A 13,088-nucleotide genomic window follows, 5' to 3' on the forward strand; every position below is an offset into this window, starting at 1 on the left:
GAAGTCCAACACGGGTGGGTGGCTGCCCTGACGCCATCCCCTGCCCTTGCCAAAACCTATTCGATCTCGAACAACCCATTACTCAACGGCCCCACGCTCAACCGTTCGCGCACGTCGTCATCGATGCGCGGGTCATCCGGCCGGTACAGCTTGACCTGGCGATAGGCATTGATGCGGTTGATCTCTTCGCCCAGGTACTCCCACACCACGCGGGTGCAGGCCGGGTTGCGCCGGTCGCCGCTGGAGACACCGGTCTTGAGGCCGTTCAGGCGGGTGATGCGGCTCTTGAAACTGGGGATGAGGATGGTCTGGCTCATCTCGTTGAGGGTCAACGACTCGTAGTCGATCAGGAACATTCGGTCTTGCAACTGAAACGCCGCGCCCAGGTAGCGGCAACGTACCTCGGCGTGCAGGTCGGTGGCGCTGCTGCGCTCCTGACGCTCCTGGCGCTCGAACAGGAAGCGGCCGCGCTCTTCGCGCAGGTGCACCAGCGACAGCAGCACCGAGCCCGGTACCGACATGCAGTTGGAGTACTCGAAGTAGTAACCGCAGTAGCGCGACAGGTTGCCGGCGTGCTCGTGCAAGGGCCGGAACAATTCACTGATAGGGTCGCTGGGCTGGTCGGCCACGGCCGACACCCGCGCACCGATCAGCCGGGAGAACTGCTCGGGGGGTACGTTCAGTTCGTAATCCTCGACGCCGAAGAAATCGCCGATGCGCTTGAGGTTGAACGCCGTCGGACGGCTCTGGCCGCTCAGGTACTTGTTGAACTGGGCACGGTTGATCGACAGCTGCCGGCAAACTTCCGAGATAGAGCGGTAGTGGCTGCAGGCCAGTTTGAGGTTGGTAGCGAAATGCTCGCTCATGCAGGGGCTTCCAGGTGACGCGAATGGCGCAAGTGTAGCATCAAGTCGCATCAACTCAGAACAAAATGCGAAATTGTAACCACTCTTGTCATAGCCAACCATGCGCCCCAACGCATAGCGGCGCGCCTGCCGCCCGCTGTCTTTCCACACGAAGAATAAGAATCGAGGTCATTTCACAATGCTCGAAGCACTCAACGATTTCCTCTCGGGGAAACTACTCATCGTGCTGATCGTCGGACTCGGCAGCTACTTCACCATCCGTTCGCGGTTCGTGCAGTTCCGTCATTTCGTGCACATGTTCAGTGTGTTCAAGGAATCGCTGCGCGGCCAGGCAGGCCAGCTGAGTTCGTTCCAGGCCCTGATGCTGAGCCTGGCCGGCCGCGTTGGCGCCGGTAACATCGCCGGTGTCGGTATCGCCGTGACCCTTGGCGGCCCGGGTGCCGTGTTCTGGATGTGGGTCACCGCACTGGTGGGCATGTCCAGCAGCTTCTTCGAATGTACCCTGGCCCAGGTGTACAAGCGCGCCGATGGCGATGGCCTGTACCGTGGTGGCCCGGCTTACTACATTCAGCACGGCCTGAAACTGAAAAGCATGGCCGTGGTGTTCTCCATCCTGCTGCTGGTCACTTATGGCTTCGCCTTCATGGGCTTGCAGTCGTACACCGTGACCCACTCGCTGGAAAACGCCTTCGGCTTCGCGCCGAGCCACACCGGTATCGCCCTGGCGGTGCTGCTGGCCGTGGTGTTCATCGGCGGCATCAAGCGTATCGCCGCTGTGTCGGACCTGCTGGTACCGATCAAGACCCTGGCCTACATCGGCGTGACCCTGTACGTGATCGGCACCCAGATCGAACACGTGCCTGCCATGCTGGAAACCATCTTCAAGAGCGCCTTCGGCCTTGACCCCGCATTCGCCGGCCTGCTCGGCAGCGCCATCGTCATGGGCGTGAAGCGTGGCGTATTCGCCAACGAAGCGGGCCTGGGCAGTGCACCGAACGTTGCCGCAGTGGCCGCCGTTAAACACCCTGGCGCCCAGGGCGTGGTCCAGGCGTTCAGCGTGTTCCTCGACACCTTCGTGATCTGCACCTGCACCGCGCTGCTGATTCTGCTGTCGGGCTTCTACACACCGGGCTTCGAAGGTGATGGCATCGTCCTGACCCAGAACTCGCTGGCCGCCGTGGTTGGTGACTGGGGCCGCCTGTTCGTCAGCGTGGCGCTGTCGCTGTTCGTGTTCACCTGCATCCTCTACAACTACTACCTGGGCGAGAACAGCCTGCAGTTCCTCAGCCGCAACCGCGTGGTACTGCTGGTGTTCCGTGCCTTGGTACTGGCGTTGGTGGTGTGGGGTTCGGTGCAGGACCTGTCGACCGTGTTCGCCTTCGCCGACATCACCATGACGTGCCTGGCCTTCGTCAACCTGGTGGCCCTGGCCCTGCTGTTCAAGGTCGGCCTGCGGGTGATGCGCGACTACGACGACCAGCGCAAAGCGGGCATCAAGCAGCCGGTGTTCGATTCTGCCAAGTTCGCCGACCTGGACCTGGACCGCGACGCCTGGCCTGCCAACCCGCAGGTGGAAACAGCCACTGACAAAGCCGTTGGCCAAGCCCAGCCGCAGCGCTGATACTCTCCCCTGCCCAGCCGCCCCACCCGCGGGCGGCTCTTCTTTCTCCGCTCACCGCTACGGATGTTCTCCATGCGCGCAGTAAAGAATCTTCTCGTCCTGTACACCGGCGGCACCATCGGCATGCTCGAAACCCCTGAAGGCCTGGCGCCAGCGGGCGGCTTCGATGCGCGGATGCGCGAGCACTTCGCGCAAATGGCCGATGCCCCCCAGCTGCAGTGGACATTGCAGGAAATGAACCCGCTGCTCGACAGCGCCAACATGCAGCAGCAAAACTGGCTGGCCATGCGCGATGCCATCGTCGAAGCGGTGGACGTTGCCGGCCACGATGGCGTGCTGGTGCTGCATGGCACCGACACCCTGGCCTACAGCGCGGCGGCGTTGTCGTTCCTGCTGCTTGGCTTGCCGGTGCCGGTATTGCTGACCGGCTCGATGCTGCCAGCCGGCGTGCCGGGCAGTGATGCCTGGGACAACCTGTGCGGCGCGCTGCGCCAGTGCGAGCAAGGCCTTGAAGAGGGCGTGCAGCTGTACTTCCACGGCCAGTTGCTGCATGGCTGCCGGGCGTCGAAGCTGCGCAGCGAGGCCTTTGATGCCTTTGCCGCGCTGCCGCGTCATCGCGACGGTGAGCGTGCCACTGCCCTGCCTGCCGAGCTTGGCTACAAGCACCCACGTCAGCCGGTCAACCTGGCGCTGATGCCGGTGTTTCCTGGCTTGCAGGCCGGGCATTTGCGGGCGCTGCTCGACAGCGGCGTGCAGGGGCTGTTGCTGGAGTGCTATGGCAGCGGCACGGGGCCATCGGATGACCAAGCCTTGCTTGATGCGCTGCAGGCGGCCCGTCAGCGGGGTGTGATGCTGGTTGCGATAAGCCAGTGCCCGGAAGGGTCGGTGGTGTTCGATACCTATGCGGCGGGCAACCGCCTGCGTGGCGCAGGCCTGGTAAGCGGCGGCGGCATGACCCGTGAAGCGGCGTTGGGCAAGATGTTTGCGCTGCTGGGGGCGGGGCTGGATGCTGCAGCGGCAGAGCAGTGGTTTGCGCTGGATCTGTGCGGCGAGAGGGGTTGCTCCGCGAAGAGCCCCGAACAGTCAGAATAAAGTGGCGGAAGGCAGCGGGAGTCGAACCTGCCCGGGAACGGCTGCCGTCCCCAACCGGGTTTGAAGCCCGGCCGCGCCACCGGGCGCGATTGCCTTCCTTGAACTCAGTGCCTGGCCTGCTGCTGGGCCAGGGCGCTGTCGGCGCGGATGTAACGCTGGTCGGCCACCCTGCGGGTCAGGCCGATGCGGTCGAAATATTCCAGAATCTGGACACTGCGTTTGCGACCGATGCCCAACATATCGCGAAACGCCGCCACCTGCACTATCGGCGCTTCATTCGCCTGGCCAAGCAGCAACGCGGCCATGCGCTGGATCGTCGCCGCCGGGTAGAACAGGTCGCGTACCACCTGGTGCACCAGCCCGAGCCTTGCCAGCTTGCGCAACAGCAGGCGTACATCCGCTTCGGCGCAGCCCGCTTCATTGGCCAAGGCCCTGACCCACGGTGGGTCGAATTGCCCCTTCAGCAAACATGGCTCCAGCCTTGCCCACAATGCGTTGTCGGCCTCGCTCAACTGCACCTTGTGATCGGGCAGATGCAACCAAGGCCCGCTGCTGGAAACCTGCCCCTCATCGAGCAGTTCATCCAGCATGCTCACAAACGCCGGGCGCTCCAGCGGCAAGGCCGCAAAGCGTCGCAAGCGGTCGCGGTCCGGGCCGAGCTGGTCGGGCTCCTGCTGGTGAAACAGCGCCAGCTGCGCCAGCAGTTGCTGCTTGAGGGCGCACCACTGGGCATCGGCAAACAACAACTGCCCCTGGCGCGTGGCAATCACCTGCACCTCCGCCGGCAACTGCCAGCTGGCCCGCAGGCGGTTGAACTGCCGCTCCAGCCGCTGCGGGTCAAGCCCTCCGGCAGCGGTGGCAAGCAAGGCCGGTAACGCCTGCTCCAGATCCTCGGTATCACGCAGCACCTGCAACTGGCGCAGCCGGGGCTCGCTGCGACGCTGCCGGCTGGGCGCAAACGGGTCGAGTACCCACCCGCCCCCTAGCGTGCGCTGGGCGCGCTGATCGCGCAGCACCAGCCGATCGCCATGCACAGCCTGCAGCGGCGCGTTGAGTAGCAACTGGGCAAACATGCGCTGGCCTGCCTGCAGTACTTCGCCTTCGAGCAATGCCACGCGGGCAGTCACATCCTGGGTGCCCAAGTGGACGTGCACGGCGCTGAAATGCTCGAACGGGCGGGGCTCGCCGGCAAGCAGCGTGAGCTCGATATCCACCCGGACACTGGGCGCATGCAGCCACTCGGGCACCAGCCAGTCACCCCGGTGTACCTGCTCGACCGCCAGCCGCTCGGCCGCGATGTTCAACGCCACCCGCTGGCCCGCTTCGGCCACCAGCGCCGCTTGGCTCTGCGCATGCAGGCCACGCACGCGCACGGGTTTGCCCGCTTTGCCCAACAGCAAGGTATCGCCGGCACGGACCTGGCCGGCCAATGCCGTGCCGGTGACCACCACGCCGGCACCGGAGACGGCGAAGGCACGGTCGATGGCCAGGCGAAAACCACCGCGCACACTGCGCTGCCGCACGCGCCCTTGAGCCTGCAGCAGCGCCTGGCGCAACGCCGCTACCCCCTCGCCCGTGACGCTGGAAAGGGCAAATTGCGGCGCGCCCGCATACGGCCCCGGCGCCAGCAGCGCGGCAACCTGCGCTTGCACCTCCGCCACCCGCGCGGGCGCTACCCGGTCGCACTTGCTGACCGCCACCAGTGCCTGGGGGATGCCCAGCAATTGAATGATCGCCAGGTGCTCGCGGGTCTGCGGCATGACGCCGTCGTCCGCGGCCACCACCAGCAACACCAGGTCGATGCCGTGGGCACCGGCGAGCATGTTGTGGATAAAACGCTCGTGGCCGGGCACGTCGATGAAGCCGGTCAGCGGCGCACCTTCGGCCAGGGCTGCATAGCGGTAGCCGAGATCGATGGTCATGCCGCGCTCGCGCTCTTCCTGGCGATGGTCACCCGCCTGCCCGGTCAGGGCCTGCAGCAGCGCGGTCTTGCCGTGGTCGATATGGCCGGCGGTGCCAACGATCACTGCACCGGCCCCAACTGCAGGGCCGGCAGTTGCGCCAACCACTGGGCTTCGTCGTCCAGCTGGCGCAGGTCGAGCCACAGTGCATCGTCGTCGATGCGCCCGAGCACCGGTACCGGAAGGTTGCGCAAGGCCCGCTCCAACACATGCAGGCTACGCCCGCGCAGCTTCTTCGACACCCGCGGGCGCAGGCACAGCGCGGCGCTGGGCAGGCGTGCAACCGGCTGGCTGCCACTGCCGATCATGCCCAATGCTGGCTCCACGCTGACGGCCCACTGTGCGTCGAGGCGGGCCTTGAGTTCCGGTGCCAGGCGCTCGGCCTGGGCCTGGATTTCGGCCTGGCTGCGGGTCAGCAGGCGCAGGCTGGGCAGGCGCTCGGCCAGCCGGTCGGGGTTGCGGTACAGCGCCAGCACCGCCTCAAGCGCGGCGAGGGTGATCTTGTCGACGCGCAGCGCGCGTTTGAGGGGGTTTTTCTTGATCTTGGCGATCAGCGCCTTGCGCCCGACGATGATCCCGGCCTGCGGGCCGCCCAGCAGCTTGTCGCCGCTGAAGGTGACGATATCGGCGCCGTCGGCCAGGGCCTGGCGCACGGTCGGTTCGGCGGGCAGGCCCCAGCGAGTCATATCGAGCAGGCTGCCACTGCCCAGGTCTTCGAGCAGGGGCAGGTCATGTTGGTGGGCAATGTGCGCGAGTTCGGCGGTGGGCACCTGAGTGGTGAAGCCCTGGATGCTGTAGTTGCTGCAGTGCACGCGCATCAGCAGGCCGGTACGCGGGTTGATCGCGCCTTCGTAGTCGCGGGCATGGGTGCGGTTGGTGGTGCCGACTTCGTGCAGGCGCACGCCGGCGCGGGCCATGATGTCGGGGATGCGGAAGGCACCGCCGATCTCGATCAGCTCGCCCCGGGAGATGATGCCCTCCTTGCGCGCGCCCAGGCTGTTCAGCGCCAGCAGCACGGCGGCGGCGTTGTTGTTGACCACGGTGACGGCTTCGGCGCCGGTCAGCTCGCGGATCAGCCCTTCGATCAGGTCGTCGCGGTCACCGCGCTTGCCGGTGACCAGGTCGAACTCCAGGTTGAGCGGGTAGCGGGCGGCGGTCTGCATGGCTTCGATGGCTTCTTCCGGCAACAAGGCGCGGCCGAGGTTGGTGTGCAGCACGGTGCCAGTGAGGTTGAACACGCGGCGGACCTGGCTACGTTGCTGGGTGGCCAGGCGCTCGCCGGTGCGGCCCAACAGCACGTCTGCGGCCAGTTCGGCGGTGCTGAGTTGGCCTTGGCGGGTGGGTTCGCGCAGGTCGTCGAGCAGTTGGCGCAGCGTATTCAACACGGCGTCGCGGCCATGCCGGTCGATCAGCGGGAGGCAGGCCGGGTGGCGCAGGAGGGTGTCGATGGAAGGCAGGCGTGGGGCGTTATCGGCGAGGCTTGAAGACATCAGGTACTACCTTGAGCTGGTCCGTTGTCTGTTCTGGCCCTTTCGCGGGGCAAGCCCGCCCCCACAGTTTTCGGAAAAAGCGCAGTACCTGTGGGAGCGGGCTTGCCCCGCGAAAAGGGCGACTCGAACTTGCAGTGTAGACACTCAGCCACCACCCGGCGCCAACATCAGGTTCGGTGCCAGGCGATGAAAGCCTTCCTCATCCAAGCGCATATCCAGTGCCAGGCTGGCCAAGTCATCGGCCAACGGCTCGGCCGCCGCATCGTTTTCCAGGTAACTCTGCTTCAGGTAGCTGTTGCACCCCGGGCAGCACTCGGCCCGTAGTGGCGCCTTGCCCGGCGCGTGGCGATCATCCTCCAGGCTGGTATAGCGCAGGCCCTTGCTCGACTCGCAGTACACGCACTTGACCCGCACCACATGCCACTCGCAGGCACACAACGAACACGCCAGGTAACGCAGGCCGTTGTGCTTGCCACGGTTGCGCACCACCCCGGCCATCGCCGGCGAGCCGCAGGCCGGGCACTGGGCCTGGCTGCCAGAGGGCTTGAGCTCGGCGGCCGGCAGCGCCAGCAGCCAGCTGAACCACGCGGCTTGTAGCGCGGCGCCGAGAAACGGCACCAACGCTGCCGGCACGGCGTCGAACTGCCCAGCCAGCAAGGCGATGCCCCACCCCTTGCGCTGGCTGTCGTCACTGTCGCGCAGTGCCTGCAACGCCACAGCCAACGGGCCGCTGGCCTCTTCGTCAAAGTGCTCGATCAACGCCTGCATCCACGCCAGCCACGGCCCTTCGCGCACCAGGCTGTCGGCTGCAAGGGGCGGCAGCCCATGGCTTATGCACAGGCGCTGACGCGCTTCGGCCACCGGTAAACCACTGGGCGGGTTATCCACAAGCTGCTGCTGGAAGCGGCACAGCCAGGCGATCAGGCGCAGGTAATCGCCAAGGGCATTACCCACTGCCAACTGCTCCAGCCGCTCGGCACGCTGGGCGAACAAGTCCTTGGGCGGCAGATGAATGAACGGCGGCGCCACCGCCGACGCTTCGATCTGCCCGGGTTCGAGTATCGTGCTCACACGCTCATCCTTCTTTACGTCCGTGATCGCCCGGCGTCTTGTCGCCAGTCACTTCGCGGTACCACAACTGATGGTGTTTGCGCGCCCAGGCGCGGCTGACCCAGCCATGCAGCATGGCGCCGATCGAGCCTTTGATCCAGATACCGGCGTAGATGTGCACGATGATGCTGAGGATCAGCACGAAGCCTGCCAGTGCATGGGCAAGCGACGCTACGCGTATCGCGCCAATATCGAAGTAATGGCTGAAATACGCGCGCCAGATCACCACACCGCTGATCAACAGCACCAGCATGCACACCAGCAGCGTCCAGAACAGCAGCTTCTGCCCTGCGTTGTACTTGCCAATAGGCGGCACGCCGTCTTCCCGGTTGACCATCACCCGGTCAATGCGGCGCAGCCACAGGCGGTCGTTGGCGGTGATGAAATTGGCGCGCCAGAAGCGCACCACCAGGCCAAGGAAGAACACGAACATCGCCACGCCCATGAACGGGTGCAGGATGCGTGTCCAGGGCCCGCCGCCGAACAGGTGGCTGAGCCAGAACAGCGCCGGGTGGAACAGCGCCAACCCGGAAAGCCCGGCCAGGAAGAACAGGATGGCGACGATCCAGTGGTTGGTCCGTTCGTTGGCGTTGTAGCGCAGGATGGGTTTGTTGTCGTTCATGGCCGCTGCTCCCCTTGCCCACCGGGCTGCTTCGGATCGTAGACATGCACTGCCGGGTCCACCTGGTGCACGCTGTCATCGGGCGGTGTGGGGTGTTCGTCCTCTTCGACCCGCTGCGGGCCGACCCGCACATAGTGGAAGAACCCGGCCAGCACCGCCGCGCCCATGGCCAGTAGCGCCAGCGGTTTGGTGAAGCCCTTCCACAAGCCCACCAGCGGGCTGATCACCGGTTGGTCCGGCAGGCCGGCGTACAACTTGGGCGTATCGGCATGGTGCAGCACGTACATCACGTGGGTGCCGCCGACGCCGTCCGGGTCATACAGCCCGGCGTTGTCGTAGCCGCGCGACTTGAGGTCGACGATACGCTCGGCGGCATGCACCTTCATCTCGTCCTTGGTGCCGAACACGATCGCCCCGGTCGGGCAGGTTTTCACGCAGGCCGGCTCCAGGCCCACGGTCACGCGGTCGGAACACAGGGTGCATTTGTACGCCTTGTGGTCCTTCTGCGAGATGCGCGGGATATTGAACGGGCAGCCGGTGATGCAGTAACCGCAGCCGATGCAGTGGTCCTGGTTGAAGTCGACGATGCCGTTGGCGTGCTTGATGATTGCCCCCGGGCTCGGGCACGCCTTCAGGCAGCCTGGTTCGGCGCAATGCATGCAGCCGTCCTTGCGGATCAGCCACTCCAGGTTGCCGTCGTCGCGCTCGTGCTCGGTAAAGCGCATCAGGGTCCAGGTCTCGGCGGTGAGGTCCTGGGGGTTGTCGTAGGTGCCGTGGTTGTAGCCGACCTCGTCACGCAGTTCGTTCCACTCCGAGCACGCCACCTGGCAGGCCTTGCAGCCGATGCACTTGGTGGTGTCGATCAGCTTGGCGACTTCCTGCTGCTGGCGTACCGACGGCGGTACGGTGGTGGTGGCCGAGCGGGCGATGATGTCTTGGCTGGCCATCAGAGTTTCTCCACTTTGACGAGGAACGACTTGGACTCCGGCGTCTGGGTATTGCCATCACCCAGGAACGGCACCAGGGTGTTGGTCAGGTAGCCGTGCCGGGTCGCCCCGGTGAAGCCCCAGTGCAACGGGATGCCGATCTGGTGCACGGTCTGGTTGTTGACCTGCAGCGGGCGAATCCGCTTGGTCACCACCGCCACCGCATCGATATGGCCGCGCTTGCTCGACACCCGCACCCGGTCACCCGCCTTGATGCCTTTCTCGTTCGCCAGCACCTCGCCAATCTCGACGAACTGCTCGGGCTGGGCGATGGCGTTGAGCCGGCAATGCTTGCTCCAGAAGTGGAAGTGCTCGGTCAGCCGGTACGTGGTCGCCGCGAAGGGGAATTCATCATGGGTGCCGAGGGTGTCCCACACCGAATCGAAGATCCGCCCGGCCGGGTTGCTGGTGGCCTTCTTGTTCTGCGGGTGCAGCGGGTTGATGCCGATCGGTGTTTCAAACGGCTCATAGTGCTCGGGGAACGGGCCTTCGGCCATCTTGTCGATGGCGAAGAAGCGCGCCACGCCCTCGGGGTTCATGATGAACGGGTTCATCCCGGCTTCCGGTGGCGAGTCGACCTTGAAGTCGGGCACGTCGGTACCGGTCCAGGCCTTGCCGTTCCACCACACCAGGCGCTTCTTCTCTGGGTCCCATGGCTTGCCTTGCGGGTCGCTGGAGGCACGGTTGTAGAGGATGCGGCGGTTGGCCGGCCAGGCCCAGGCCCAGTTCTGAACCTGGTGCATGCCATACGGGTCGCTGTTGTCACGGCGGGCCATCTGGTTGCCTTGCTCGGTCCAGCAGCCGGCGAAAATCCAGCAGCCCGACGCCGTGCTGCCGTCGTCCTTGAGCTGGCCGAAGCCCGACAACTGTTGCCCGCCCTTGAGCACGGCGCCGGTCGGGTCGGTGACGTCGGTCACGGCCCAGCCGTTCATTTCCTTGGCCAGCTCCTCCGGGGACGGCTCTTCAGGGATCTTGTACGGCCAGCTGATGTTCATCAGGGCATCGGGGTAGGCGCCGCCCTCGGCCTGGTAGCGTTGGCGCAGGCGCAGGAACAGTTCACTCATGATGTGCACGTCGGTGCGGGTCTGGCCTGGGCCGTCGGCGCCCTTCCAGTGCCACTGCAGCCAGCGGCTGCTGTTGACCAGCGAGCCGTCCTCTTCGGCAAAACAGGTGGTGGGCAGGCGGATCACTTCGGTCTGGATGTTGGCCGTGTCGACGTCGTTGAACGGCCCGGCGTTGCGCCAGAACTCGGAGGTTTCGGTGGCCAGCGGGTCCATGATCACCAGCCATTTGAGCTTGGCCAGCGCTGCGGTGACGCGGTTCTTGTCCGGCAGCGCGGCGATCGGGTTGAAGCCCTGGCAGATGTAACCGTTGACCTTGCCCTGGCTCATCATCTCGAACATGCGCAGCACGTCGTAGGCCGGCACGTCGAGCTTGGGCAGCCAGTCGTAGCCCCAGTTGTTTTCTGCCGTGGCATTGGCGCCATACCAGGCCTTCATCAGGCTGACGTGGAACTTGCCGTAGTTCTGCCAGTACGACAGCTGCCCCGGGCGCAGCGGCTTGGAGGCGCGTTTGTCGATGAACGCGGCGTAGTCCTGTTCGGCATCGCCGGCCAGGGTCAGGTAGCCCGGCAGCGAGTTGGACAGCAGGCCGAGGTCGGTCAGGCCCTGGATGTTGGAGTGCCCGCGTAGGGCGTTGACCCCGCCGCCCGGCATGCCGACGTTACCCAGCAGCAACTGGACCATGGCCGCACTGCGGATGATCTGCGCGCCGATCGAATGCTGCGTCCAGCCCAGCGCATAGAGAATCGTCATGGTCTTGCCCGGTGCCGAGCAGGTGGCGATCTCTTCCCAGATCTTCATCATGGCGTCCTGCGGCATGCCACAGGTCATGCTGGCCAGTTCCGGGGTGTAGCGGCTGTAGTGCTGCTTCATCAACTGGAACACGCAACGCGGGTGTTGCAGGGTTGGGTCGACTTTGGCAAAGCCGTCCTCACCCAGCTCGTAGCCCCAGCCGGACTTGTCGGCATACACGCGCTTGGCGGGGTCGTAGCCGCTGAACAGCCCGTCCTCGAAGCCATAGCTTTCTTTGACGATGAACGACACGTCGGTGTAGTTGCGCACGTATTCGTGCTGGATCTTGTCGGTGCTCAGCAGGTAGTTGATCAGCCCGCCCATGAAGGCGATGTCGCTGCCGGTGCGAATCGGTGCGTAGTAGTCCGCCACCGAGGCGGTACGAGTAAACCGCGGGTCGACCACGATCAGCCGCGCCTTGTTGTGCGCTTTGGCCTCGGTCACCCACTTGAAGCCGCACGGGTGCGCTTCTGCTGCGTTGCCACCCATCACCAGGACCAGATTCGCGTTGGCGATATCGGACCAGTGGTTGGTCATGGCGCCACGGCCGTACGTCGGGGCAAGACTTGCCACCGTCGGGCCATGTCAGACACGTGCTTGGTTATCGAACCCCAGCATGCCTGTTGCGCGGACGACCTTGTGGGTCAGGTAGCCAGCCTCGCTGGAGGCGGCGGAGGCAGCGAGAAAACCGGTGGTGAGCCAGCGGTTGACGGTTTGCCCCTGGGCGTTTTTCTCGATGAAGTTGGCGTCGCGGTCCTGCTTCATCAAGTGGGCGATGCGGTCGAGCGCCTCGTCCCACTCCACCCGCACCCATTCCTTGCTGCCCGCCTTGCGCACTTCGGGGTACTGCAGGCGGCTCGGGCTGTGGATAAAGTCCAGAAGGCCTGCGCCTTTGGGGCACAGCGTGCCGCGGTTGACCGGGTGGTCGGCGTCGCCTTCGATGTGGATGATGTTCTGTTTGACGTTTTTGCCCGCATCGCCCTGGCTGTACATGATCAGGCCGCAGCCGACCGAGCAGTAAGGGCAGGTGTTGCGGGTTTCGATGGTGTGCGCCAGCTTGAAGTGGCGTACCTGCTCGGCGAAGGCCGGCGTCGGGGCCATGCCCAACGCCGCCAGGCTAGAGCCTCCAAGGCCGACGGCGGCGACCTTGAAGAATTGCCGACGGTTGAGGTCCATCGTGCACTCCTGATCAGGTGGTGGGCGCACGGAACATGGCCGGCGCCTTTTGGTAGTCACGGTGACGGTTTTGACGGCCGCCAAGGGGTAAGACTAGTCAAGAATTGGGAAGGTGCGATGACGTGGGTCAGGGGAGGTGTTGGGGATCGGTGTGGGGGCTGACAGGTGCTCGCCATAGCATCCCCAGCGCCTGTGAGATCGAGCGCCGCCCGCGCGGCGCTTCGCGGGGCAAGTCGGATCGCCGCACCGCCGCTCCCACATCTGTTTCGGGCCAGTGAGGCCTGTGCCATTTGCGCGCGACCGCCTTGTTT

9 protein-coding genes and 1 tRNA gene are annotated in these 13,088 nt (G+C 65.2%); 2 read left to right on the forward strand and 8 right to left on the reverse strand.

Annotated features, from left to right (window positions below):
* Nucleotides 1-56: 56 nt before the first annotated feature.
* Nucleotides 57-866 (reverse strand): helix-turn-helix transcriptional regulator, encoded by an 810-nt coding sequence (locus CKW22_RS24855; protein WP_033703468.1) that lies wholly within the window; start codon nt 864-866, stop codon nt 57-59.
* Between the two features lie 178 nt (nt 867-1,044).
* Here CKW22_RS24855 and CKW22_RS24860 point away from each other — a divergent pair, with 178 nt between their 5' ends.
* Both CKW22_RS24860 and CKW22_RS24865 read left to right on the forward strand, forming a co-directional pair.
* Entirely contained in the window at nt 1,045-2,487 is a 1,443-nt protein-coding gene (locus CKW22_RS24860) for a sodium:alanine symporter family protein (protein ID WP_033703469.1), read from the forward strand.
* Nucleotides 2,488-2,559: 72 nt separating this feature from the next.
* Nucleotides 2,560-3,579, forward strand: a complete 1,020-nt coding sequence (locus tag CKW22_RS24865; RefSeq protein WP_050506191.1) for an asparaginase — start codon at nt 2,560-2,562, stop codon at nt 3,577-3,579.
* Nucleotides 3,580-3,581: 2 nt separating this feature from the next.
* Here CKW22_RS24865 and CKW22_RS24870 read toward each other — a convergent pair.
* The 7 genes from CKW22_RS24870 to fdnG all read right to left on the reverse strand — a co-directional run bounded on the left by CKW22_RS24870 (nt 3,582) and on the right by fdnG (nt 12,777).
* Nucleotides 3,582-3,677: transfer RNA gene (locus tag CKW22_RS24870), tRNA-Sec, on the reverse strand.
* Between the two features lie 6 nt (nt 3,678-3,683).
* Nucleotides 3,684-5,606: a selenocysteine-specific translation elongation factor gene (selB, locus tag CKW22_RS24875; RefSeq protein WP_095065413.1), complete on the reverse strand. Its 1,923-nt coding sequence runs from the start codon at nt 5,604-5,606 to the stop codon at nt 3,684-3,686.
* Nucleotides 5,603-7,030 carry an L-seryl-tRNA(Sec) selenium transferase gene (gene selA, locus CKW22_RS24880; RefSeq protein WP_095065407.1) on the reverse strand — a complete coding sequence of 476 codons (1,428 nt, stop codon included), beginning with the start codon at nt 7,028-7,030 and terminating at the stop codon, nt 5,603-5,605. Before selA ends, selB begins: the two co-directional genes overlap by 4 nt.
* A gap of 144 nt (nt 7,031-7,174) precedes the next feature.
* Nucleotides 7,175-8,101, reverse strand: a complete 927-nt coding sequence (gene fdhE, locus CKW22_RS24885) for a formate dehydrogenase accessory protein FdhE (protein ID WP_047583468.1) — start codon at nt 8,099-8,101, stop codon at nt 7,175-7,177.
* A gap of 4 nt (nt 8,102-8,105) precedes the next feature.
* The gene (locus CKW22_RS24890; RefSeq protein ID WP_033703473.1) at nt 8,106-8,762 is read right to left on the reverse strand and encodes a formate dehydrogenase subunit gamma; all 657 of its coding nucleotides are present in this window, start codon (nt 8,760-8,762) and stop codon (nt 8,106-8,108) included.
* A complete protein-coding gene (fdxH, locus tag CKW22_RS24895) occupies nt 8,759-9,709 on the reverse strand; it encodes a formate dehydrogenase subunit beta (RefSeq protein ID WP_095065409.1) in 951 nt (316 codons plus the stop codon). The genes CKW22_RS24890 and fdxH overlap by 4 nt, the downstream gene beginning before the upstream one ends.
* Nucleotides 9,709-12,777, reverse strand: a complete 3,069-nt coding sequence (gene fdnG / locus CKW22_RS24900; RefSeq protein WP_143500805.1) for a formate dehydrogenase-N subunit alpha — start codon at nt 12,775-12,777, stop codon at nt 9,709-9,711. The genes fdxH and fdnG overlap by 1 nt, the downstream gene beginning before the upstream one ends.
* Between the last annotated feature and the right edge of the window lie 311 nt (nt 12,778-13,088).

The organism is Pseudomonas sp. Irchel s3f19 (assembly GCF_900187555.1).
Lineage (GTDB): Bacteria > Pseudomonadota > Gammaproteobacteria > Pseudomonadales > Pseudomonadaceae > Aquipseudomonas > Aquipseudomonas capeferrum.